The 23,756-nt window shown below is 65.4% G+C and carries 24 protein-coding genes; 17 read left to right on the plus strand and 7 right to left on the minus strand.

Annotation, left to right across the window (positions count from 1 at the left end; translation table 11 throughout):
- Positions 1-33 precede the first annotated feature (33 nt).
- The 5 genes from HJY11_RS02790 to HJY11_RS02810 all read right to left on the minus strand — a co-directional run bounded on the left by HJY11_RS02790 (position 34) and on the right by HJY11_RS02810 (position 2,778).
- The gene (locus tag HJY11_RS02790; RefSeq protein WP_208074565.1) at positions 34-645 is read right to left on the minus strand and encodes a polymer-forming cytoskeletal protein; all 612 of its coding nucleotides are present in this window, start codon (positions 643-645) and stop codon (positions 34-36) included.
- 1 nt (position 646) lies between these two features.
- Positions 647-1,366: a DUF4004 family protein gene (locus tag HJY11_RS02795; protein ID WP_208074566.1), complete on the minus strand. Its 720-nt coding sequence runs from the start codon at positions 1,364-1,366 to the stop codon at positions 647-649.
- A gap of 77 nt (positions 1,367-1,443) precedes the next feature.
- On the minus strand, positions 1,444-2,022 hold the full coding sequence (locus tag HJY11_RS02800) for a hypothetical protein (RefSeq protein WP_208074567.1): 579 nt from the start codon (positions 2,020-2,022) through the stop codon (positions 1,444-1,446).
- A gap of 22 nt (positions 2,023-2,044) precedes the next feature.
- Positions 2,045-2,536 (minus strand): GNAT family N-acetyltransferase, encoded by a 492-nt coding sequence (locus HJY11_RS02805; RefSeq protein ID WP_208074568.1) that lies wholly within the window; start codon positions 2,534-2,536, stop codon positions 2,045-2,047.
- The gene (locus HJY11_RS02810) at positions 2,533-2,778 is read right to left on the minus strand and encodes a DUF2700 domain-containing protein (RefSeq protein ID WP_243764145.1); all 246 of its coding nucleotides are present in this window, start codon (positions 2,776-2,778) and stop codon (positions 2,533-2,535) included. Before HJY11_RS02810 ends, HJY11_RS02805 begins: the two co-directional genes overlap by 4 nt.
- A 662-nt stretch (positions 2,779-3,440) precedes the next feature.
- Here HJY11_RS02810 and HJY11_RS02815 point away from each other — a divergent pair.
- Positions 3,441-5,585 carry a polyribonucleotide nucleotidyltransferase gene (locus HJY11_RS02815; protein WP_208074569.1) on the plus strand — a complete coding sequence of 715 codons (2,145 nt, stop codon included), beginning with the start codon at positions 3,441-3,443 and terminating at the stop codon, positions 5,583-5,585.
- A gap of 99 nt (positions 5,586-5,684) precedes the next feature.
- On the opposite strand, the gene HJY11_RS02820 is transcribed toward HJY11_RS02815, so the two are convergent.
- Positions 5,685-6,107: a hypothetical protein gene (locus tag HJY11_RS02820; protein ID WP_208074570.1), complete on the minus strand. Its 423-nt coding sequence runs from the start codon at positions 6,105-6,107 to the stop codon at positions 5,685-5,687.
- A 35-nt stretch (positions 6,108-6,142) separates the two neighbouring features.
- The gene (locus tag HJY11_RS02825; protein WP_208074571.1) at positions 6,143-6,460 is read right to left on the minus strand and encodes a helix-turn-helix domain-containing protein; all 318 of its coding nucleotides are present in this window, start codon (positions 6,458-6,460) and stop codon (positions 6,143-6,145) included.
- Positions 6,461-6,721: 261 nt separating this feature from the next.
- Here HJY11_RS02825 and HJY11_RS15595 point away from each other — a divergent pair, with 261 nt between their 5' ends.
- The 16 genes from HJY11_RS15595 (at position 6,722) to HJY11_RS02905 (ending at position 23,741) form a co-directional block, all read left to right on the plus strand.
- Complete coding sequence (locus HJY11_RS15595; protein ID WP_208074572.1) at positions 6,722-6,946, plus strand: helix-turn-helix domain-containing protein; 225 nt, start codon at positions 6,722-6,724, stop codon at positions 6,944-6,946.
- A 126-nt stretch (positions 6,947-7,072) separates the two neighbouring features.
- On the plus strand, positions 7,073-7,291 hold the full coding sequence (locus HJY11_RS02835) for a helix-turn-helix domain-containing protein (protein ID WP_208074573.1): 219 nt from the start codon (positions 7,073-7,075) through the stop codon (positions 7,289-7,291).
- Positions 7,292-7,652: 361 nt separating this feature from the next.
- Positions 7,653-7,862, plus strand: a complete 210-nt coding sequence (locus HJY11_RS02840) for a FeoA family protein (protein WP_208074574.1) — start codon at positions 7,653-7,655, stop codon at positions 7,860-7,862.
- A 16-nt stretch (positions 7,863-7,878) separates the two neighbouring features.
- On the plus strand, positions 7,879-8,100 hold the full coding sequence (locus tag HJY11_RS02845; RefSeq protein WP_208074575.1) for a FeoA family protein: 222 nt from the start codon (positions 7,879-7,881) through the stop codon (positions 8,098-8,100).
- Between the two features lie 71 nt (positions 8,101-8,171).
- Complete coding sequence (feoB, locus tag HJY11_RS02850) at positions 8,172-10,352, plus strand: ferrous iron transport protein B (protein WP_208074576.1); 2,181 nt, start codon at positions 8,172-8,174, stop codon at positions 10,350-10,352.
- Positions 10,349-10,504 (plus strand): FeoB-associated Cys-rich membrane protein, encoded by a 156-nt coding sequence (locus tag HJY11_RS02855; RefSeq protein WP_208074577.1) that lies wholly within the window; start codon positions 10,349-10,351, stop codon positions 10,502-10,504. The genes feoB and HJY11_RS02855 overlap by 4 nt, the downstream gene beginning before the upstream one ends.
- Positions 10,505-10,622: 118 nt before the next feature.
- On the plus strand, positions 10,623-12,362 hold the full coding sequence (locus HJY11_RS02860) for an ABC transporter ATP-binding protein/permease (RefSeq protein ID WP_438820423.1): 1,740 nt from the start codon (positions 10,623-10,625) through the stop codon (positions 12,360-12,362).
- A gap of 23 nt (positions 12,363-12,385) precedes the next feature.
- Positions 12,386-14,017 (plus strand): thiol reductant ABC exporter subunit CydC, encoded by a 1,632-nt coding sequence (gene cydC / locus HJY11_RS02865; RefSeq protein WP_208074761.1) that lies wholly within the window; start codon positions 12,386-12,388, stop codon positions 14,015-14,017.
- Complete coding sequence (locus tag HJY11_RS02870; protein ID WP_208074579.1) at positions 14,014-14,367, plus strand: nitrous oxide-stimulated promoter family protein; 354 nt, start codon at positions 14,014-14,016, stop codon at positions 14,365-14,367. The genes cydC and HJY11_RS02870 overlap by 4 nt, the downstream gene beginning before the upstream one ends.
- The gene (locus HJY11_RS02875) at positions 14,364-14,789 is read left to right on the plus strand and encodes a YbaN family protein (RefSeq protein ID WP_368041530.1); all 426 of its coding nucleotides are present in this window, start codon (positions 14,364-14,366) and stop codon (positions 14,787-14,789) included. Before HJY11_RS02870 ends, HJY11_RS02875 begins: the two co-directional genes overlap by 4 nt.
- A gap of 236 nt (positions 14,790-15,025) precedes the next feature.
- Complete coding sequence (locus tag HJY11_RS02880) at positions 15,026-17,245, plus strand: metallophosphoesterase family protein (protein ID WP_208074581.1); 2,220 nt, start codon at positions 15,026-15,028, stop codon at positions 17,243-17,245.
- An 89-nt stretch (positions 17,246-17,334) separates the two neighbouring features.
- Complete coding sequence (locus tag HJY11_RS02885) at positions 17,335-18,495, plus strand: YibE/F family protein (protein WP_208074582.1); 1,161 nt, start codon at positions 17,335-17,337, stop codon at positions 18,493-18,495.
- Between the two features lie 197 nt (positions 18,496-18,692).
- A complete protein-coding gene (locus HJY11_RS02890; RefSeq protein ID WP_208074583.1) occupies positions 18,693-19,367 on the plus strand; it encodes a response regulator transcription factor in 675 nt (224 codons plus the stop codon).
- Entirely contained in the window at positions 19,367-20,368 is a 1,002-nt protein-coding gene (locus HJY11_RS02895) for a sensor histidine kinase (RefSeq protein WP_208074584.1), read from the plus strand. The genes HJY11_RS02890 and HJY11_RS02895 overlap by 1 nt, the downstream gene beginning before the upstream one ends.
- 122 nt (positions 20,369-20,490) lie before the next feature.
- A complete protein-coding gene (locus tag HJY11_RS02900) occupies positions 20,491-21,174 on the plus strand; it encodes an ABC transporter ATP-binding protein (RefSeq protein ID WP_208074585.1) in 684 nt (227 codons plus the stop codon).
- Complete coding sequence (locus tag HJY11_RS02905; RefSeq protein ID WP_208074586.1) at positions 21,171-23,741, plus strand: ABC transporter permease; 2,571 nt, start codon at positions 21,171-21,173, stop codon at positions 23,739-23,741. The genes HJY11_RS02900 and HJY11_RS02905 overlap by 4 nt, the downstream gene beginning before the upstream one ends.
- The last annotated feature ends 15 nt before the right edge of the window (positions 23,742-23,756 follow it).

The following is a 23,756-nucleotide window of genomic DNA, read 5'->3' on the forward strand; positions in this document are numbered from 1 at the left end:
TGGGGGCGGCGATCCTTTGGCGCGTAAAACCGCTTACATCCCCTGTCGGACGCAGTCGCCGGTGACCCGGCCGATCTTGGCCGAGCGGTGGACCGAGAGGGTGCCGCTGCAGTCCACCTGCCCGATCTCGCAGCGGGGGCCGATGGTCACGTTCTGCCCGCTCACCGTGTCAGCCCGGACCCCCGAGAGGGAGACGGTGGTGGCCTCCACCATCCCCACGCTGGAGAGGGTGGGAAAGAGAAAAGCCCCCAGCCCCCGGCTGTGGGAGATGATTTGAATCCGGTCGCCCACCACCTCCTGGGCGTTGATGGCGCCCTCGGCCTTGAGAAAATCGGCGGAGATCTGCCCCCCCACCCGGATGTAGCCGGAACAGCGGATCTCCTGCGCCTCCAGGTTGTAGCCGTCCCCCAAAACCAGCCGTCCCGAGGCGGAGAGGGTGTCGGCGCTGATGTCGCCCCCAAAGTCGGCGGTGCCGCTGCAGGTGAATTTGCCCACCTGCAGCTTCCCCTGGCAGGTGAACTTGCCCGAGACCGAGAGGCTCTGGGCCGTCAGGTCGCCGGTGCACTTGCCCATCCCCGAGACCTTGACACTGCCGTACGCCCCTTCGGCAATGGTGCCCACCCCGTCAATTCGCGTATCCTGCATCTCATTTCCTCCTGTTTTCAGCTGTCGGGCCGCTCTCAAAGCGGGCGGTGTACTTCATCTTAATGCGGCTGGCCAGCTCGCTCATGGGGCGGCTGTCCAGCACCGAGACGGCCGGGCCGAACAGGGGTGGCCGCTCCCCTCCGGTGACCGCCAGGGTCAGTTCCCCCCCGCAGCGAAAGAGGGTGCAGCTCCCCTCGGCACAGCGCAGCGGCAGGGGGCTGGCAAGGGCAAGGGCTTGATAGACCAGGTCCTTGGCGCTCTCGGGGGGAAGGGAGAGCCGCTGCGCCCCCTCCCACAGGGCGGCCAACAGCACCGCCTGGTCAAAGGAGAGGCCGGTGGGCGGGGCGGCGGCTTCGGCCGCGGCCAGCAGGTCGGGCCCGATCTCGCCCCACTCCCAGAGTTCCCGCGGGGCAAGGGGGACGTCCACCGCCTCGGGGGAGAGGATTTTGGCCAGCTCCTCCAGGGAGTAGCGGTCTTTTGCCTCCAGAATGGCCCGCACCCGGGCGAGCATCTGCTCTTTGGGGAAAAAGGTCTCCTGCCCGGTGTGGGAGGACTGCTTGATAAACCACCCCTCCGGGATCAGCCGTTCCCGCTTCCAGCGGTAGAGCTGGCCGTAGGAGATGCCGGTCTCGGCCAAGAGCTGCTTTTTGGAGATGAGTTCCAGGGAAATCGCCCCCTTTCGTAACAATGTTTTGTCGATAAAGTCATCGTAACATAACATTGTTTTGTTGTCAACTGAAATGGACATAAAAAAGAGAGGGCCGCAGGGCCCCCTCTCGATGGGTGGGTAGAAAGGCGCTATTTTTCCGCGGGTAGAAAGGCCACCTGCCGCCGGTAGACGGGGCCGGGAATGGTGGCGCGGTAGACGGTGTCCAGCAGGGCAGAGATCTCTCGGTCGGGGAAGTCCCGCCCCACCGGGAAGAAGAGGATGCAGTACTCCACCCCGAAAAGGCGGCAGCGGCAACCGGTCTCCCGGGCCCCGTTTTTCAGGTAGAAGCGGATGCGCCGGCAGCGGGTCACCCGCTCCTGGGCGGTGGGGGCGGTGTCGGGGTCCTCCACCTCGATGAGCAGCCCCTGGCAGCCGTCGAGCTGGCCGGGCAGCTGTCGCCAAAAGGCGCTGCCCACCCCCTGCCCCCTGCCCCCCTGGCAGACGGCGTAGTAGTCCAGCAGCCAGCAGGGGCTCTCCGGCACCCGGGTGAAAAAGGCATAGGCGCCCAGTTCCCCCTCCGCAAAACCGCCCAGGCAGAGATAGCGCCCCCGCCGCAGCAGGGAGAGGATGGCCGCCAGCGGCTTGCGCTCGGCGGGGGGAAAGTCGCGGGCGAGGTGGCGGGCGTAGAGGGCGCGCACCTCTTTGGCAGTGAGGGGTCGGCAGTTCAAAAAAACGGCTCCTTTCTGGCGGTTATAGGGGGCGGGTGTACTGAATTTCCTCCACCGGCTGACCTCCGACCTCCCCCTTGATGCGCGCGCCGGAGGGGGCAAAGCCCTGGCGGCGGTAAAAGGCCTGGGCCCGCCGGTCGCCCTTTAGCACCCAGAGGTGGACAGAGGGGTGGCCTTTGCCGGCCAGTTCGTCCAGCGCCGCGCCCAGTAGCGTGCCCCCCAATCCCCGGCCCCAGTAGGCGGGCGTTAGGTAGAGGGAGACCACCTCTCCCCAGCCCGCCATCTCGGGAATGCGGGCCGGGCCGCAGGAACAGGTGCCGGCGATGGCGTCTCCGTCCAAGAGGAGGAGATTTGTCTGCTGGGGGGCGTCCAGCGCTCCCAGCCAGTTGCGGGCGTCGAGGCCATCGAGATGGGCCTGGGGGACCAGCCCCCGGTAGGCGGCCCGCCAGCTGTCCACATACACCTGGCCGATGGCGAGGCGGTCATCGCCCGCCGCGGCGGGGCGAACCATCATCCCTCCGCTCCCCCTTCTGGGGGCGGGGTGGGGCCGGGCGGGGTCTTTTTCTTGATGGAGGCGCCCACGGCCAGCCCCAGACAGAGCCCGACGCTGATGCCGATGGCCAGGTTGTGGAAGATGGCGCCAAAGGCCGTTCCCAGGCAGAGACCCAGGCACAGACCTAAAGACTGGTAGTTTTCCTCCTCCGGCTCGGGGGAAGGGGAGGGGATGTCGCCCTTGGGCGCTTTGCTGGTGGACATAAAGACCGCTTCCTTTCGCCATTGTTTCTCCCAGTGTACCGTCTGTACAGGCCCGCTGTCAACGATTTTGCGGTTTGACAACAACTGGTGTTGCGGTCAACTTGCATCCAATCTGCCAGAGGGCTCTCCCCCTCGTCGTGGCCTGCACTTCCCCTCGCCGCGGCCCCGGCGGGGGAGGGGGCCGTCCTGTCCCGCCAGAGCCCCCTCCCCCCATCTTGAAAGGGGCGTATTTTTGCGTGTGAGGAGCGTTATAGCGAAGACAGCCGGTCCACCCCGCTGTGGGGCGCGGCCGCCATTCCCCCAAACCCTCTATTTTGTCGCCGTCCCCCTCGCCGGGGCCGCACCCTTCCACCTCCCACCTTTCCCCGGTCGGCATTTGTCGAATTGCCTACAAAATGGCCACGGTTATCGGCGCAGTCCACAAAACTGCAGCCATTCCTTTACAGGGAACTGGTATTTATACTATACTGAACCCATAGCCGAACAGCCGGTTTTTCTCCCCCGCCGCGGGGGAGGGGGACGGGCCGCCCGGCCCCGGGGTGGGGCGGACATCGGTTTTTGCAGACTATCGCGCCCCCTTTGCGCCTTCAAAAGGGGTGGGATACCCTGTAAAAGCGCGGTTCCGCCGGCCATCAATTTTGTGTGCGCGGGAGGAATGCGTGATGTTTGAGGAATTCAGAGTGTTTGAGACCCAGTTTGCGGGGAAGAAGCTGTCGGTGGAGACCGGGAAGATGTGCTGCCTGGCAAACGGCTCCTGCCTGGTGCGCTACGGCGAGACCACCGTTCTCTGCAACGCCACCATGTCCCCAAAACCCAGGGAGGGGATCGACTTCTTCCCCCTCTCGGTGGACTTTGAGGAAAAGCTCTACTCGGTGGGGCGGATCCCCGGCTCCTTTTTGAAGCGGGAGTCCCGCCCCTCCGAAAAGGCGGTGCTGGCCTGCCGGATGGTGGACCGCCCCATCCGCCCCCTCTTCCCCAAGGACATGCGCAACGACGTGGCCGTGGTGATGACGGTGATGTCGGTGGACCCCGCCTGTGCACCTGAGATCGCCGGCCTCATCGGCACCTCCATCGCCCTGGCCATCTCCGACATCCCCTGGAAAGGGCCCATCGGCGGGGTGCAGGTGGGGCTGGTGGACGGCGAGGTAGTGCTCAACCCCAGCGAGGAGGAGGGCCACCGCTCCGACCTGCACCTGACCCTGGCTGGCTCCAGGGAAAAGATCGTCATGATCGAGTGCGCCGCCAACGAGGTGGACAACAACACCATGCTCGAGTGCATCAAGGCCGGCCACGAGGAAATTCGCTCCATCATCGACTTCATCGAGAATATCCGCCTGGAAATCGGCAGGGAAAAAATCCCCTACACCTCGAAGGACGTGCCCTTTGAACTGCTGGACGCGGTGCGCGACTATGCCCTGGAGAAGATGCAGCACTGCATGGACACCGACGACAAGCGGGTGCGCGACGAGCGGCTGGCCCCCCTCTACGAGGAGGTGCACGACCACTTTGACGACTGCTGCCCCGACGACCCCGGCCTGATCGACGACTGCCTCTACAAGCTGCAAAAGCAGGTGGTTCGCCGCTGGCTGCTGGACGAGGGCAAGCGGGTCGACGGCCGCGGCATCGACGAAATCCGCCCCTTGGCGGCCGAGGTGGGGGTCCTTCCCCGGGTGCACGGCAGCGCCCTCTTCACCCGCGGGCAGACCCAGGTGTTGACGATCGCCACCCTGGGCCCGGTCAGCGAGTCACAGCGCCTCGACGGCATCGACCACGAGACCGGCAAGCGCTACATGCACCACTACAACTTCCCCTCCTACTCGGTGGGGGAGACCCGGCCCAGCCGCGGCCCCGGCCGGCGGGAGATCGGCCACGGCGCCCTGGCCGAAAAGGCCCTGGTGCCCGTCCTCCCCAGCGAGGAGGAGTTCCCCTACGCCATCCGCCTGGTGAGCGAGGTGCTCTCCTCCAACGGCTCCACCTCCCAGGGTTCCATCTGCGCCTCCACCCTGGCGCTGATGGACGCCGGCGTCCCCATCAAAGAGCCGGTGGCGGGCATCTCCTGCGGCCTGGTGACCGAGGGGGAGCGCTGGATGACCATGGTGGACATCCAGGGAGTCGAGGACTTCTTCGGCGACATGGACTTTAAAGTCGGCGGCACCAAAAACGGCATCACCGCCATCCAGGTGGACATCAAAAACGACGGCCTGACCTATGAGATCATCGCCGAGGCCTTTGAAAAGACCTACAGGGCCCGGATGCACATTCTAAACGACATCATGCTCAAAGCCCTGCCCGCCCCCCGGCCCGAGGTGTCCCAGTACGCGCCCAAGATGCGGGGGATGCAGATTCACCCCGACAAGATTCGCGAAGTCATCGGCTCGGGCGGCAAGGTCATTCAAAAGATCTGTGCCGAGTGCGGCGTCAAGGTGGACGTGGAGGACGACGGCCGCGTCTTTGTCTCCGGTATCGACCTGGCCGGGGTGGAGCGCGCCATCACCATCATCAAGACCATCGTGCAGGACCCCGAGGTGGGCGCCCTCTACAAGGGGGTCGTCACCCGGCTGATGAACTTCGGCGCCTTTGTGGAGATCGCCCCCGGCAAAGAGGGGCTGGTCCACATCTCCAAGCTGGACAAAGACCGGGTGGAGAAGGTGGAGGACGTGGTCAACGTGGGCGACGTGGTGGTGGTCAAGGTCACCGAGATCGACCGCCAGGGCCGCATCAACCTCTCCCGCAAGGACGCGCTGGAGGAGATGGAGCGGGCCAAAAAGAAGAGAGAAGAGCAGCAGGAGCAGGGGGAGGACGAGTAACCCCCTCTCTCCACCGCCAAAGAAGAGAGGCCCCACAGCTGTGGGACCTCTCTTCTTTTCCTGTCTGTTTTATACGTTTGGTATTATACGACGAATAAATTACAGCCATTCCTCCCCCGGCAGGGGCGGTAAAGGGGATTGGCCGTCGGGGAGGGGGCATATCCGCTGGAGGCGCTCGCTCAACTGCGCACAGGTGCGGTAGGCTGCCCAGTAGCGCCCGCACCACCGCTTCCAGCGCCCTGTCAAAAGGACGCCGGCCGCGCAGAGGCAGGCGCCCCCCAAAAAGGCGTACCGGCCCCAGCCGGGAAAACACAAAAATAGAAAGAGGCCCGCGCCAAGGCAGAGGAGAAGGGCGTATAAAACAGGCACCCCAATCCAAAAGTGGGCGCGCCGTTCCAGCCGGTCGCGGGCCCGCCCGGCCGCCAGCAGCTGGGGGTAGACCTCCTCCCACCGGCGGCAGATGGCGTCCAGCTCCTCCCGCTGCGCCGGGGAGAGCCGCGCGACTTCCGGCCACTGTGACATCTGTGCGCCCCCCTTCAGACAGAGGGCGCGGGCAGCTAGTCCCGCGCCTTCATGATGGATTTGAGCAGCTCCTTGAGCAGCCGCTGCTCGTGCGGGGTGAGACGGTCCACCAGGGGGCGGATGTCCTCCCCCCCGTCGGGCAGGCAGAGGTCCCCCTGCAATAGGTACTGGGGCGAGACCGTGAGGTTGTTGCAGATTTTCAGCAGCAGGTCCAGCCCCAACCCCCGCTTGCCGCTGAGAATTTTTTGCATGTAGGCGGCGGAGACGTCGCACGCCTCGGCCAGCGCCTCCACCGTCACCCCTTTGGCCAGCCGCGCCTCGTTGAGCAGCTTGCCGAACTGTGTCCGGTCCACCCGGCCTCACCCCCTCTCTGCCCGTTTGGTATAAGACTGCGTGGGCCCCTGGCCGCCCGCCGCGCCGCCAGGGCCCTTTTCAGTATAGGAAATATTTTCCCCGCGGAGAATCGACAGACCGGCCTTTTTGCGGACAGAAAGGCCGTGACAGCAGTTTTTAGAAAAATTGTGTAAAAAAACGGTGATACATACAGTTGTTGGTATATATTGGCGATTGCTCCTTCATACTGGCTATTACAAGAACAAATGTGGGTGTTGTGTATGAAGAGAGTTTTAGCCGCACGATTGAGGCAGTGCAGAAAAGAAAAGGGTCTCACACAGCGGGAAGTGGCGACGTACTGCAACCTTGCTGAAAACACGTATCAGAACTATGAACTGATGACGCGGGAGCCCAAACTGGAGATTGTACTTGAAATCGCAAAGTTTTTTGATGTGTCTTTGGATTACCTTGTTGGCAGAACAGACAACAGGAAGGTAAATAGGTAAATCTATTGGAACCCCATCACCACTACAAAAATTTGAATTTATTTGGCCGTACCAACAAACGTTGGTACGGCCTTTATTTTATTCCTACATACTGGTTATGTCAAGAACGATTGTAGGTGTTGAGGCGTGAAAAAAGTTTTGGCACAGCGTCTAAAACAGTGTAGAGAAGAAAAGAAGCTCACCCAACAAGAAGTCGCCATTTATTGTGATATTACAGAGAAAGCCTATCAGAATTATGAGTTGATGATGCGTGTGCCCAAATTGGAGATTTTGATTAGGATCGCAGATCTCTATGGGGTTTCGCTGGATTATCTTGTGGGAAGAACGGATAAGAAGGCCCTCTAAACGGCAACGTGTGGGAGAATCTTTCTTCAATATGTGGAGAAATAGATGAATCAGCAAGGTGGGGAGGTCAAAAGAGCCGCCCCACCTTTTGCTGTTTTGACTGTACCCCAAGAGAACCATCTCCGCCGCAAAGACGCATTGTTAGACGGGGAAAGAGAAATCTTTTCCGACGGCAAAGGAGCGGCCATTGGACGGCGGATTGGAAAAGGCGGGAAGCGGGAGCAAAAAATTTGGGAGAAGGGCTTGACAGACCGAGTTAGCGGCGGTAAACTATGAACTGTTCAAAGAAGTTAGTTATGGCTAACCACGCCGCAACGCCCTCGGCCCCAAACGGGCGGCCAAGGGGAGAGGAGGGGTCAGAATGCCCTTGACAATGGCAAAGGCAGGGGAGACGGTCACCATCCGCAAAATCACCGGCCGCGACGAGGTGCGCCAGCACCTGGCGGAGCTGGGCTTTGTGGTGAACGCGTCGGTGACGGTGGTCAGCGAGCTGGCCGGCAACCTGATCTTGCAGGTGAAAGACAGCCGCATCGCCCTGGACAAGACCATGGCCATGCGGGTGATGATTTGAGAGGAGGGAGCGCCCGATGAAAACACTGAGAGACGCCAAGGTGGGGGACACGGTCACAGTGGTGAAACTCCACGGCGAGGGGGCGGTCAAGCGCCGCATCATGGACATGGGGATCACCAAGGGGGTGGACATCCACATCCGCAAGGTGGCCCCCCTGGGGGACCCGCTGGAACTCCATGTCCGCGGGTACGAGCTGTCCCTGCGCAAGGCGGACGCGCAGATGATCGAGATCGGCTAGGGCGGCAGGCGCCGCCTGTTTTTCGGCCAAGCGGTTAGCTTGTGCTAATTAAGAGAGGGGGAGGACTAGAAATGGAGATCAAAATCGCCCTGGCGGGCAATCCCAACTGCGGGAAAACCACCCTGTTCAACGCCCTGACCGGCTCCAACCAGTATGTCGGCAACTGGCCCGGCGTCACGGTGGAAAAGAAGGAGGGCCGCCTCAAGGGCCATGGGGACGCGGTCATTCAGGACCTGCCGGGCATCTACTCGCTGTCGCCCTACACCCTGGAAGAGGTGGTGGCCCGCAGCTACCTGGTGGGGGAGAAGCCCGACGCCATCCTCAACATCGTCGACGGCACCAACATCGAGCGCAACCTCTACCTCACCACCCAGCTCATCGAGCTGGGGCTGCCGGTGGTGGTGGCGGTCAACATGATCGACCTGGTGCGCAAAAACGGCGACCACATCGACCTGGTCAAGCTGGGGGCCGCCCTGGGTTGCCCGGTGCTGGAGATGAGCGCCCTCAAGGGGGAGGGCGGCATGGCCGCCGCCGAGGCCGCCCTGTCCCTGGCGGGGGGCCGCCGGGCGGGGGAGCTGCCCCACGTCTTTACCGGCAGCGTCGAGCACGCCATCGCCCACATCGAGGAGTCCATCGCCGGGAAGGTGGATGAGCGCTTCCTGCGCTGGTACGCCATCAAGGTGTTCGAGCGCGACGGGCGGGTGATGGAGGAGCTGCGGCTTTCCGCCCCCCTAAAGGCACACCTGGAACAGCACATCGCCGACTGTGAGCAGGAGCTGGACGACGACGCCGAGAGCATCATCACCAACCAGCGCTATGCCTACATCAGCGGGGTGATGGAGCGGTCGGTGAAAAAGAAGCGGCAGGGGCACAGCCTCTCGATCTCCGACAAGATCGACCGCGTCGTCACCAACCGGGTGCTGGCCCTGCCCATCTTCGCCGCCGTCATGTTTTTGGTCTACTACCTCTCCATCTCCACGGTGGGGGACGTGCTCACCGAATGGACCAACGAGACCCTGTTTGGCGGCCTCATCTGCGGCAACTTGAGCGCCTGGATGGAGGGCGTCGGCTGTGCGCCCTGGCTGGTGGGCCTGGTGGTCGACGGCATCGTCGGCGGCGTGGGCGCAGTCATCGGCTTTGTGCCCCAGATGCTGGTCCTCTTCCTCATGCTCTCGGTGCTGGAAGACATCGGCTACATGGCCCGGGTCGCCTTTATCATGGACCGGATCTTTCGCCGTTTCGGCCTCTCCGGCAAGAGCTTTATCCCCATGCTCATCGCCTCGGGCTGCGGGGTCCCCGGCGTCATGGCCAGCCGCACCATTGAGAACGAGCGCGACCGCCGCATGACCATCATGACCACCTGTTTCATCCCCTGTGGGGCCAAAATGCCCATCATCGGCCTGTTCGCCGGGGCCCTCTTCGGCGGCTCCGGGCTGGTGGCCACCTCGGCCTACTTCATCGGGGTGGCGGCGGTGATCTTCTCGGGCATCATCCTCAAAAAGACCAAGATGTTCGCCGGCGACCCGGCCCCCTTTGTCATGGAGCTGCCGGCCTACCACGTCCCCGCCGCGGGGAACGTGCTGCGGGCCACCTGGGAGCGGGGCTGGTCCTTCATCAAGCGGGCGGGCACCGTCATCCTGGCCTCCTCGGTGGCGCTGTGGTTCTTGCAGTCCTTCGGCTTTGTGGACGGGGTCTTCGGGATGGTGGAGGACAACAACACCTCCCTGCTGGCCTCCATCGGCAGCGCCATCTCCTTCCTCTTTGCGCCCCTGGGCTTTGGCAGTTGGAAACCGGCCGTGGCCACCTTCACCGGCCTCATCGCCAAGGAGAACGTGGTGGGCACCTTTGGCGTCCTCTACGGCTTTGCCGAGGTGGCCGAGGACGGCGCTGAAATCTGGGGCAACATCGCCGCCGACTTCACCCAGCTCTCCGCTTACAGCTTTATGATCTTCAACCTCCTCTGCGCCCCCTGCTTTGCGGCCATGGGCGCCATCAAGCGGGAGATGAACAGCGCCAGGTGGACCTTTGCCGCCATCGGCTACATGTGCGGCCTGGCCTACCTCGCCTCGCTGGTGGTCTACCAGCTGGGCCTGCTCTTCACCGGCCACGGCTTTGGCCTCGGCACTGCCGCCGCCCTCCTGGCCCTGCTGGCCGCCGTCTACCTGCTGGTGCGCAAGAACCGGTATGGCGACAGCAAGGGGACGGTGCGCTCGGTCACCGCCGCCGCAAAGAAAAAGGAGGTGATTTCTTGAACGGGCCCACCATCATCGGCGCGCTGGTTGTTCTGGCCATCGTCGCCGCCGTCGTCGGGCGGGGCGTCTGGAACAGGAGACACCACCGGGGCGGCTGCAGCTGCGGCTGTGGCGACTGCCCCAGCCGGGGCCTCTGCCACCCCGACAAATAGGCAGCCAGAGGGGTGCGGGCGGCAAAACCGCCGGCGCCCCTCTTTTTAAAAGAAATATTTTCCCGGGAAACGCCGCAGTAAAGGCCCGCCGGGGAAGGGAGCGAGGACAGACGAGATGATGATTGACAAGCGGCTGATCGGCGCCGTGCCGGACAGCCGGGGCCATGTGGCCCGAAATGTGCTCTACCAGTGGGGCGGGCTGTTGGCGAGCGCAGCCACCACCTTTGCCTTTGCCCGGCTGCTGGGCGGGTTGCTGCAGGGGGCGGCCACCGGCGCCGACCTGGCTGCCGCCTGTGGGGTGGGGCTTTTGGCCATGGCGGTGCGCTGGCTCTGCACCGCCATGGCCGGGCGGGAGAGCTTCCTCGCCTCCCGCTCGGTGAAAAAGGCGCTGCGCCGCCGCATCTGCAACAAGCTGCTGCGGCTGGGCCCCTCCTGCGCGCAGCGGATCCCCACCTCAGAGGTGGTGCAGGTCACCACCGAGGGGGTGGAGCAGTTGGAGACCTATTTCGGCGCCTACCTGCCCCAGTTTTTTTACAGCCTGCTGGCGCCGCTGACCCTCTTTGCCCTGCTCTTCCCCATCAGCTGGAAGGCGGCGGTGGCCCTCCTCCTCTGTGTGCCGCTGATCCCGGCGGCCATCGCTGCGGTGCAGACCATGGCCAAAAAGCTGCTCTCCCGCTACTGGGGTCAGTACACCGCCCTGGGGGACACCTTCTTGGAAAACCTCCAGGGGCTGACCACCCTGAAGATCTACGGGGCCGACGGCCGGAAGAATGAGGAGATGAACCGGGAGGCCGAACAATTTCGCCGCATCACCATGAAGGTGCTGACCATGCAGCTGAACTCCATCACCATCATGGACCTGGTGGCCTTTGGCGGCGCGGCCCTGGGGATGATCCTGGCCGTGGGCGAACTGGCGGCGGGAACCCTCTCCTTCGCCGGGTGCCTGGCGGTGCTCCTCCTCTCGGCGGACTTCTTCATCCCCATGCGGCAGCTGGGCTCTTTCTTCCACGTGGCCATGAACGGCATGGCCGCCAGCGGCAAAATCTTTGCCCTGTTGGATCTGCCCGAAGACCCGCCCCGCCGGGGCCGCCTGCCGGGGGACGGCTACACCGTCTGCTGCCGGGACCTGTCCTTTGGCTACGAGCCGGGGCGTCCGGTGTTGCAGGGGGTGTCGCTGGACATCTCTTCGGGCGCACTCACCGCCGTCGTGGGGGAGAGCGGCTGCGGCAAGAGCACCCTCGCCGCCCTGCTCACCGGGCGCTGTCGGGGCTATGGAGGCCAGGTGCGCATTGGCGGGGTGGAGCTGGACCGGCTCTCTGCCGGAGAACTGGCCCGCACGGTCACCTATGTGGGCTTTGCGAGCTATCTGTTTTCGGGCACGGTGGCAGAAAACCTGCGCATGGGCTGCCCCAAAGCCGACGATGCGGCCCTTTGGCGGGTACTGGAGCGCACCCGGATGGCCGATTTCCTGCGGGGGGAGCAGGGGCTGGAAACCCATCTGGACCCCCAGGGGGCCAATCTCTCGGGGGGACAGCGGCAGCGGCTGGCCCTGGCGCGAGCCCTGCTGCACGACACCCCCATCTACATCTTCGACGAGGCCACCTCCAACATCGATGTGGAGAGCGAGAACGACATCATGGCCGAGATCCACGCCCTGGCAGGGGAGAAGACGGTCCTCCTCATCTCCCACCGGCTGGCCAATGTGGCCGCTGCCGACTACATCTGCGTGTTGGAGGGCGGCCGGGTGGCGGGGTGGGGCAACCACCTCTCCCTGCTGGCCGAGGGCGGGCGATACCGCACCCTCTGGGCAGGGCAACAACAACTGGAAGAATTTGCGAAAGGGGGCGCAGCCCGGTGAAGAAAAGGGGAAATTGGACGATCATGGCGCGGCTGGTCCGGCTGGTGGGGCCCCTGCTGCCCCTGATGCTGCTGGCCGTCTTGCTGGGGGTGGCGGGGTTTCTCTGCTCCACCTTTCTGAGTATATTCGGCGGCTGGGCGGCCCTGCGGGCCGTGGGGCTGAACGCCCCCTTTGCCCTGGGGACTCTCTTTGCCTTGGCGGCAGCCGCCGCCCTGCTGCGGGGCTTCCTCCGCTACGGCGAGCAGGCCTGCAACCACTACATCGCCTTTCGGCTGCTGGCCCTGATTCGCGACCGGGTGTTTCGCGCCTTGCGGCGGCTCTGCCCGGCCAAGCTCGAGTGCCGGGACAAGGGAAATTTGATCTCGGTCATCACCTCCGACGTCGAACTGCTGGAGGTCTTTTACGCCCACACCCTCTCCCCGGCGGCCATCGCCGTCTGCATGTCGGCCATCATGGCCCTCTTCATCGGCAGCTACCACCCCCTGCTGGGGCTGTTGGCAGCCGCCGCCTATCTGGCGGTGGGCGGGGTGCTGCCGGTGCTCATCTCCCGCCGTGGCGGCGGGGCTGGGGCGGCCTTCCGCGACCGGTCAGGCGAACTGGGCGGCTTTGTGCTGGACACCCTGCGGGGGATGGGGGAACTGCTGCAGTACGGCCGGGGCGAGGACCGTCTGGCAGAACTGGATCGCCGCACCGACGAGCTCTCCCGCACCGAGGAGGGGATGAAGTGGCAGGCCGCCTGGGGCAGCGCCCTGACAGGGGCGGTCATCCTCCTCTTTGACCTGGCGATGCTGTCGGCCGCCGCCGGCCTCTACTGGGCCGGGCAGCTGGATTTCGGCGGGGTGCTGATCCCCTTCCTCGCCCTGTTGAGCTCCTTCGGGCCGGTGGTGGCCCTGGCCAACCTGGGCAGCACCCTGCAAAACACCCTTGCCGCCGGAGACCGGGTGCTGGACATCCTCGACGAGACCCCCCAGGTGGAGGAGGTCAGCGGCCGCCCGCCAGTGGCCTTTGACGGGGCCAGCTGTGAGGATGTCTCCTTCTCCTACGGGGACGAGGCGGTCCTCAAACAGCTGAACTTGCATATCCCCGCAGGGCGGGTGCTGGGAATTTCCGGCCGCAGCGGCAGCGGCAAGTCGACCCTGCTGCGGCTGCTGATGCGGTTTTGGGACGTGCAGGGGGGCGCGGTGCGCATCTCCGGGACCGACCTGCGCCAGATCGACACCGTCAACCTCCGCCAGATGGAGGGGCTTGTCACCCAGGAGACCCACCTCTTTCACGACAGCATCGCCGCCAATCTGAAAATCGCCAAGCCCGACGCCACCCGGGAAGAGATGGTGAAGGCCTGCCAAAAGGCCTCGCTGCACGATTTCATCGAGAGCCTGCCCCGGGGGTACGACACCCCGGTGGGCGAACTGGGGGACGCCCTCTCCGGTGGGGAGCGGCAGCGGTTGGGGCTGGCCCGCGCCTTTTTGCACGGCGCCCCCCTCCTGCTCCTCGACGAGCCCACCAGCAACCTGGACAGCCTCAACGAGGCGGTGATCCTGCGGGCCATCCGCCGGGAGCGGGGCGGGCGAACGGTGGTTTTGGTGAGCCACCGGGCCTCCACCATGGCCGTCGCCGACGAGGTGTACTCCGCCGATGGAGGGCGGGCCAGTTGAAGGGCCGGGCCCGGCCGGTGGGCGAAAAGCGCCGCCGGGAAAAGGAGATGGTGGCCGAGATGATCGCCCTCTACTGCCGGGGCCGCCACGGCAGCAGGGGAACGCTCTGTCCCCGGTGCGCCCAGCTGGCCGCTTACGCCGCCGAGCGCAGCGACCGCTGCCCCTTTATGGAGGAAAAGACCTTCTGCTCCAACTGCCGGGTACACTGCTACCGGCCGGAGATGCGCCGCCGCATCCGCGAAGTGATGCGCTACGCCGGGCCGCGGATGCTCTTTCACCACCCGGTGGCGGCCGTCCGCCACGCCCTGTCGGCCCGGCGTGAAAAAAAGCGATTGGAGGGATGGAGATGAAGATACTCTACCTGATTTTGGGCCTTCTCGGCCTGGGGTTGGGGGCCTTGGGCGCGGCCCTGCCCCTGCTGCCGGCCTTCCCCTTTTTGATGTTGGCCGCCGTCTGTTTTGCCAAGAGCTCCCAGCGGCTCAGCCGTTGGTTTTTGCAGACAAAGCTCTACCGGAACAACCTGGAGAGTTTTGTCCAGGGCCGGGGGATGACTTGGCGCACCAAAGTCCGCATCATGGCTGTTGTCACCCTGACCATGGCCTTTGGCTTTGTGATGATGGGCCGGGTGCCGGTGGGGAGGGCCGTCCTGGCGGCGGTCTGGGCCTTTCACATCCTCTACTTCGTTTTCGGCGTCAAAACCCTGCCCGCCGGGGGCGGCGGGGGGAGGGAAGCGCCCCTCGACTTTGCCGGGGCGGAGGACGACGCCACCTGATACCGCCTTTCAAAAAGCCCTTTTGTCAAGAGGGGGGGAGCCCGATCGGGCTCCCCCCCTTTTTTGCCCAAATGACAGGTTGGGGAAAGGGGGGCGTAGGGGGAAGGTGGGGGGCTGTCAAAGCTCTGTAAGGCCGGGTAAAGAGTGGGTCAAAAACCTTGAGGATGCCGCCGAGACGGCGCTATAATGCAATCGCCACAGGAAACGCTTTGAAGAAGAGAGAGGAGAAAGAGACTGTGAAAGTTGCAAAGAGAGCCGCCGTTTTGGGGCTGGCCGCCGCCCTGGCCCTTTCCTCGGCCGCACCGGCGTTTGCCAGTTTTGCCGGCGACACCCAGGGGGGCAGCGCCTACCAGAGCTGGAAAAGCACCCACTGGACGGCCGAAAATGCCGCCAACTCCGGCCGGCTGGCCATCGCCCCCGGCAAAACCGAGACCGACCTGAACTTCGCCTGGTACGCCCAGCAGAAGGGGGTGCCCGCGGTGAAGATCGCCACCAGCAGAGAGGGGCTGGCCGCCGCCACCCCCATCCGGGGAACGGCCACCGCCATCGACCGCCAGAACGTGGCCGGGGTGCGCTATCTGGCCTCCAACAAGGTGGAGGCCGAGGGGGTCATCGCCCCCAACACCCTCTACTACTACAGCTACACCGACGATGTCGAGGCCGCTGACCCGGTGTGGAGCGAGCCCGCCACCTACCAGTCCCACGGCTTTGACAGCTTTGAGATGCTCTACGTGGGCGACCCCCAGGTGGGGGCCTCGGGCAGCACCGGGCAGGGGACAGCCGATGACGCCAACATCGCGGTGGACACCTACAACTGGGACAAGACCCTCCGGTACGCCCGCGCAAACGAGGGCAAAAACGCCAGTTTTATGCTGGTGGCCGGCGACCAGATTGACTACTCCAGCGCCGATACCGCCGAAAAACGGGCCATCCGCGAGAGCGAGTACGCCGGCTACCTCTACCCCGAAGCCCTCAAGGGGCTGCCCATGGCCACCACCATCGGCAACCACGAGAGCTATGGAAACGACTACTCCCTGCACTACAATACCCCCAACGCAGAGGACGGCCTGGGGGCCACCGCCTCGGGCAGCGACTACTACTTCAGCTATGGCGACGTCCTCTTCATCGTCCTCAACAGCAACAACCGCAACACCGCCGAGCATCAGCAGCTGATGCAGAAGGCCGTCCAGAGCCATCCCGATGCCAAGTGGCGCATCGCCATGTTCCACCACGACATCTACGGCTCCGGCGAACCCCACGCCAGCGTGGACGGCGCCAACCTGCGCATCCTCTTCGCGCCGCTGATGGACCAGTTCAACATCGACGTCTGCCTCACCGGGCACGACCACTCCTACGCCCGCACCTACCAAATCCTCGACGGCAAGGTGGTGGACTACGACGAGAGCACCGGCTCCATCGCCGACCCCCAGGGCACCCTCTACCTGTCCGCTGGCTCGGCCAGCGGCAGCAAATTCTACAACCTGAACACCCCCAAGCAGTACTTTGTGGCCGAGCGCAACAACGAGAACAAACCCACCTTCTCGGTCATTAAAATGGGGAGCAACCACTTCTCCATCAGCACCTACGACTACGAGGGAAACCAGTACGCCCAGCCCTTCACCATCGTCAAAAATGCCGATGAGGAGTCCCTCACCAACCTGATCTCCCAGGCCCGGGCAAAGGATGCGGGCGACTACACCGAGGGCAGCTACGCCGCCCTGCAACAGGCCGCTGGCGAGGCCGCCGCCCTGCTGGACACCCAGGCGGACCCCGGGGCCGAGGCGCTGGCCCAGGCGTATAGCAAAAACATTCAGGGCGACAACAGTGCCGATCCCCTCAACTACTACGGCTATGCCCAGGGGATGTACCAGGCTGCCGCCGACGGGGATTTGAACATCAAAGCGACCACCCTGAAAGCCGGTTTCTCCACCCTGTTGGACAAGACGCTGCACCGCCAGCAGAACACCACCGTCTCGGCGGCCGATCTCTCCGCCCGCTACGCCGCCCTGCAACAGGCGCTGGACGGCCTGGCCCTGCGCGCCGACGCCGATGCTCTGCAGGCGGAGATCGACCGGGCCGAGACCATTCTGGAATCCGCCGAGGAGGGCGAGCGCGCCGGGCAGTACCCCGCCGGCTCCAAAGCGGCGCTGCAGGCGGCTGTCGAGGCGGCGCAGGCGGTGTTTGACGACCAGCTGGCCAGCAGCGGGGAGCTGACTGCCGCCGCCGAGACCCTGCAGGCCGCGATCCAGACCTTTGCCGACCAGCGGCGCACCGAGGACGTCCCCCCCGCTGGCTCCGGTCAGGGCGGCGAGCAGCCCACCGACACCGGCTCTTCCGGGGCGGGCCAGCCCAACACCGGCGACCCCTCCGGCGCAGCCCTCCTCCCCCTGGCGGGCCTTGGCGCCCTGGCCCTGGCGGCCGGCGCCGGTCTGGCCAAGCGCCGCCGGACCCGGTAACCCCCCTTTCCCCCGCACAGGATGCAGAGGCGCCCCGGCGCCTCTGCATCCTGCATCGCCCCAACCCTTGAACGATGGAGGGATTTTTCATGTGCAAGTCCAACCGCGCCCGCCTGCGCCGCAGGTTGCCCGACCTGGCCATGCTGGCCTTTCTGCTGCTCTTCGCCCTCGCCCTTGTCCTCCTCAACCGCTCGGTGCAAAAGACCCCCCTGCTGCCGGAGGACGGCAGCGCCTTTGCAAAGGGGTCGGTGACCGCCCTGGTGGAGGACGACCTGGCCGACGGCGGCGGGCAGGTCGTCCAGGTATTGCTGCGCAGCGGCCCCCACAGGGGGGAGACGGTCACAGCCGACAACTCGGCCAGCTACCTCTACGGGGCCGCCTGCCGGGTGGGCACCCGGGTGGTGGTGCAGCTCGGCGAGTACGGCGGCGCCCTCACCGCCAGCGTTTACAATTGCGACCGAGGCTGGGTGATCTGGACACTGGCGGGCCTCTTTTTGGCGGCCCTCTGTGCCATTGGGGGGAAGCGGGGCCTCAAGTCGGCGGCGGGGCTTATCTTCACCTTTCTCTGTGTTCTCTTCCTCTATCTGCCCCTGCTCTATCTGGGGGCCTCGCCCTTCTGGGCGGCGGTTTCGGTGGTGGCCCTCACCACCCTGGTCACCCTCTACCTCATCGGGGGGCCTACCCGCAAAAGCCTCTGCGCCATCCTCGGCACGGTGGCCGGGGTGGTGGCTGCCGGGGGGATCGCCGCCCTCTTTGGGGCACTGGGCAGGATCTCCGGCTACAATGTCAGCGACATTGAGACCATGATCCTCATCGGCCAGAACAGCCGCTTGCAGATCGGCGGGGTGCTTTTCTCCGGCATCCTCATCGCCTCTCTGGGGGCGGTGATGGATGTGGCCATGTCCATCTCCTCCACCGTCAGCGAGATCATCAGCCAGATCCCCTCCCTCACCCGGCGGCAGCTCTTTCGCAGCGGCATCAACGTGGGGCGGGACATGATGGGCACCATGTCCAACACCCTGATCCTGGCCTTTACCGGCGGTTCGGTGAACACCCTGCTGGTGATCTACGCCTACGACATGCCCTACCTGCAGGTGATCAATATGTACGCCATCGGCATTGAAATCCTACAGGGCCTGGCCGGCACCTTGGGGGTGATCTTGACGGTGCCGGTGGTCTCGGCCCTCTCGGCCTGGGCCTTCGGCCGGCGGGAATCCGTCCCCACCGCGCAAAACCAAAAGATCGTATAAACAAAATGAGATAATACAATTTGTATAAAAAGGGCCGGATAGGCGGCGGTGACGCCCACCCTTTCCGCCAGGCCCCGCTGGCAGACCCTTCCCCGCCCCCATTGTGACGAAATCGTCACCCGCAGGGGGGCGGGGTTTGCTATAATAGAGACAAGTCTGACAGCGGGGATCGCCCCGCCGGGAAGGGGAGCAAGGAGATGCGCATTTTGCTGGTGGAGGACGACCGCGCCATCGCCGCCGGCCTCTGCTATTCGCTGCAGGCCGAGGGCTACCAGGTGACACACTGCGCCACCTGTGCCGCGGCCTTACAGGCGGTGGAGGCAGGGGGCTGGGACCTGTTGCTGCTGGATTTGACCCTGCCCGACGGCAGCGGCTACGACATCTGCCGCCGCGCCAAGGTCCTGGGGGACACCCCGGTGGTCTTCCTCACCGCCTGCGACGAGGAGGTCAGCGCGGTGATGGGCCTGGACATGGGGGCAGACGACTACGTGACCAAGCCCTTTCGCCTGCGGGAACTGCTCAGCCGCATCAAGTCGGTGCTGCGCCGCAGCGGCCGGGGCGGGGGGGAGGTCTCCCTCTCCTTTGGCGCCCTCACCATCTGCCCCCAGTGCGCCCAGGTGCGCGTGGCCGGGCGGGAACTCGCCCTCACCGCCCTGGAATACCGGCTGCTGCTGACCTTTGCCGCCCACCCCGGGCAGGTCCTCACCCGGGGCCAGCTGCTGGAGGGAATTTGGGATGTGGCCGGCAACTTCGTCAACGACAACACCCTCACCGTCTACATCAAGCGGCTGCGGGAAAAGCTGGCCGCCGCCGGGGACGAGGGGCGGATCGCCACCGTCCGCGGCCTGGGCTACCGAATGGAGGGGGAGTGATGCTGCGCGGCCGGGAGGGAAAGCTCGCCGCCCTCTCCTTTGCGGTTCTGTCCGCCGCGGGGACGGCCCTCTGTTTCGCCATCGCCCCGGCGGCCGGGTGGGTCTGCCTCTCCCTCTGCGCGCTGCTGGGGGCCCTCTTCGCCGCCTTTACCTGGCGGCGCTGCCGGGAGATCCGCCGCCTCTCCCAGTACCTGGCGTCGGTCTATTCGGGGGGCAAGCCCCTGGACATCCGCGACAACCGGGAGGGGGAGTTGAGCATCCTCAAAAACGACCTCTACAAGATCACCTGCGTCCTCACCCGGCAGGCCGAGCGGCTCCACCGGGACAGGGACTACCTGGCCGAGGCCATGCAGAACATCTCCCACCAGCTCAAGACCCCCCTCACCAGCCTCTTTGTCATGACCGAACTGCTGCGCTCCCCCGACCTGCCGGCGGACAGGCGGGAGGCGTTTTGGCAGAACACCGGCCAGTCGCTGGAGCGGATCCAGTGGCTGGTGGGTACCCTGCTGAAATTTTCCCGGCTGGACGCCGAGGCCGTCGCCTTTGTCCGGGAGGAACTCTCCCTAAAAGAGCTCTTGAACCGGGCGGCGGCCCCCCTGCGCCCGCTGCTGGAGGGGCGGCGGCTCTCCCTTTCCATCGACTGTCCCCCTGCCCTCATCTGGCGGGGGGATGGGGAGTGGACGGCCGAGGCCCTGGGCAACCTCCTCAAAAACTGCGCCGAGCACACCCCGGCCGGAGGCGACATCTGGGTGCGCTGCAGCGAGAATCCACTGCACATCGAGATCGCCATCTGCGACAGCGGCGAGGGGATCGACCCCGGCGACCTGCCCCACCTCTTCGAGCGCTTTTACAAAGGCAAAAACGCCGCCTCCGACGGGGTGGGCATCGGCCTGGCCATGGCCAAAGCCATCCTGCAGCGCCAGAACGCCGACGTGAGCGCCCGCAACCGCCCCGAGGGCGGGGCCGAGTTTTCGGTCAAACTCTACAAGCAGATCGTCTAAAGGTGACCAAACCGTCACCGGCCGGGTCACCGGCGAGTCACCCGCTGAAAGTAGAGTGGGGCCAGGCGGGGAGAGGCCCCGCCCATGACCGGGCCCCGGCCCGCAAGGGAGGAACTGTTTTAATGGAACTACTGCGCGTGGAAAACCTCTGCAAACACTACGGCGGCCGGGAGACCGGCACCGACGCCCTAAAGGGGGTCTCCTTCACCGTCGAAAAGGGGGAGTTCGTGGCCATTGTCGGCCCCTCCGGCTCGGGGAAGAGCACCCTTTTACACATCCTCGGCGGGGTGGACCGCCCCACCTCCGGCCGGGTGCTGGTGGACGGGGCCGACGTCTACCAGATGGACGAAAACGCCCTGGCCATCTTCCGCCGCCGCCAAATCGGGCTGATCTACCAGTTTTACAACCTGATCCCCGTCCTCGATGTGGAGGAGAACATCACCCTCCCCCTGCTGCTGGACGGGCGGAAGGTCGATCCCTTCCAGCTGCAAAACCTGGTGGAAAAACTGGGCCTGGGCAGCCGTCTGAAACACCTGCCCAGCCAGCTCTCCGGCGGGCAGCAGCAGCGCGTCAGCATCGGCCGGGCGCTGATCGCCAGCCCCGCCCTGGTGCTGGCCGACGAGCCCACCGGCAACCTGGACAGCAAGAACAGCGGCGAGATCATCGGCCTGCTGAAGGACTTTCACCGCACCCTGGACCAGACCCTGCTCGTCATCACCCACGACGAGCGCATCGCCCTCCAGGCCGACCGGATCATCGCCATTGAGGACGGGCAGATCGCCCGGGACGAGGTGATCCGCCGATGAACATCATCCACCGCCTCACCCTCAAAAACATGGCCCAAAACCGGCGGCGCACCCTGGTCACCGTGCTGGGGGCCGCCGTCTCGGTGGCCATGCTCACCGCCGTCTCCCTCATCGCCGTCTCCTTTTTGGACATGATGCAGCGCACCGTGCTGGCCGACACCGGCGACTGGCACGTCCGCTTTGAGGGGGTCTCTTCGGCGGCGGTCGACGCGGTGCGCGCCGACCGCCAGACCGCCCAGGTCACCACCCGGGGACTGCTCGCCTGCGCAAAGCCGCAGGACAGCCTGGACGCCCAGCGCCCCTACCTGGCCCTCTGGGGCTACGACCCGGCGGACCAGTCCGCCGCCCGGGCCCCCCTCACCCTGGAGGAGGGGCGGCTGCCCCAGCGGGCGGGGGAACTGGTGGTCTCCCGCGCCTTCTTGGAGACGTCTGCCCTCGACTGGCAGGTGGGCCAGCAGGTGCAGCTGCCCACCGGCTGGCGGCTGGCCCCCGACGAGGACAGCGGCGAACTGGCGCCGGTCGCCCCCTCCTCCCCCGCAGTGGACGAAGAGCAGTGGCTGCCCGAGGGGAGCGCGGGCTACACCCTGGTGGGCGTCGGCTCCTTCTCCACCAGTCTGGAGCCCAGCTGGGGCCGCAGCTACACCGGCATCACCTGCCTGCCCGCCGGATACGGCGGCCAGCTGGAGGTCTCGGCGTCGATGGAGGATCCCGACAGGTCCGTCTACGACTGGGGCGATCGCCTCTGGGAACAGGTGGGCGGCGCCCGCACCTACAACAGCGAACTCCTCTTCTACATGGGCATCACCGACGACAACACCCTCTACAACACCCTCTTGGGGACCCTGGCCATCGTCTGCGGGGTCATCCTCGTCGGCTCGGTCAGCCTCATCTACAACGCCTTCTCCATCTCCCTGGCCGAGCGGAGCCGCACCTTCGGGATGCTCTCCAGCGTGGGGGCCACCCGCCGCCAAAAGCGGGACAGCGTCTTTTTCGAGGCGGCCCTCATCGGGGCGGCGGCCATCCCCCTGGGGCTCTTCGCCGGTTGGCTGGGCATCAAAGTCACCTTTGCCTGCATCGGCTCCACGGTGCAGGAGACGTTTCGCTCCGCCCAGCCCCTGCGGGTGGTCGTCGCCCCGTCCGCCGTCGGCGCGGCGGTGCTCCTCTCGGCGGCGGTGCTCTTCCTCTCGGCCTGGCTGCCGGCCCGGCGGGCCTCCCGCATCTCCCCCATCGAGGCCATCCGCGGCAGCCACCAGGTGCGCATCTCCCCCCGCCAGGTGCGCACCTCCCCCGTCAGCCGCAAGTTGCTGGGGTTTGAGGGGGAGCTGGGGCTCAAAAACAGCAAGCGCAGCCGCAGCCGCTACCTGGCCACCCTCCTCTCCCTCTTTGTCAGCGTGGTGCTCTTTCTCACCGCCTCGACCTTTACCTATTACATGGGGCGCTCCTTCTCCATGACGGTGGAGGACCTGCAGTTTGACTACACCGTCAACTTCTCCTACGAGAGCGACAGCCAGCGCGACCAGCTGTCCGCCGGCGTCCAGGCCCTCCCCGGCATCGAGGAGAGCGCCTGCACCCAAAACCTGTACGGCCACCTGACCCTGCGCCCCGAACAGCTCACCGCCGAGGCCCGCTCGGCCATCTGGCAGCGGGGGGACGGGCTCTACCCCATGGGCATTCAGGTCTACGCCATGGACGAGGCGTCTTTGCGGCAGTACTGCCAGCGCGCGGGGATCGAGGCCGCCCCCCTGCTGTCAGGCAGTGGCAAGGGCATCCTCCTCTCGCCCCAGCTCTACCGGGACGGGCACGAGTTCCGGGAACTGCGCCACCTGCAAGACCCCCTGGGCAGCGAGCTGTCCTTTGCCGCCCAGGAGGAGGGGAGCCCCCCGCTGCGCCTGCAGATCGCCGGGGTCTCGTCCGAGACCCCCATGCCGGTGGCCGGGGCCATGGGCAACAGTTCCACCCTGGCGGTGGTGGTCTCCCAGGACACCTTCGCCGTCTGGCTGGACCAGATGGGGACCAGCTCCCGCAGCGCCTCTGTGCTGGTTCGCGCCGCCGACCCCGACCTCTTTTACAACCGCCTGCTGCAGTACCAAAAGGAGATCCGCAGCGAGTGGAGCGTCACCGACTTTTCCCGCTATCGGGAGCAAAACAGCCAGCTTCTGCTGCTGGTGCAGGTCTTTGTCTACGGCTTTGTGGCCCTGGTGGCGCTGGTCTGTGGGGCCAATATCTGGAACACCGTCTCCACCGGGGTGGCCCTGCGCCGGCGGGAGTTCGCCATGCTCCACTCGGTGGGCATCTCCCCCAGGGGCTTTCGGCGGATGATGCGCTGGGAGAGCCTCTCCTACGGGGTGAAGGCCCTGGCCCTGGGCCTGCCGGTGAGCGCCCTGCTGGCCTTTGGCATGTACCGGGTGTTGGAGCGAAATTTCGCCTTCTCCTTCGCCCTCCCCTGGGGGGCCTATCTGGCGGCAGTGCTGGGGGTGTTTCTGCTGGTGGGGGTGCCCATGGCCCTGTCGCTGCGCAAACTCCGCCGCGAAAATGTGATGGACGCCCTGCAAAACGAGAATCTCTAAGGGCGGCCGGCATTG

Origin of the sequence: Bittarella massiliensis (ex Durand et al. 2017) (assembly GCF_017566145.1) — a bacterium.
Lineage (GTDB): Bacteria > Bacillota > Clostridia > Oscillospirales > Ruminococcaceae > Bittarella > Bittarella massiliensis_A.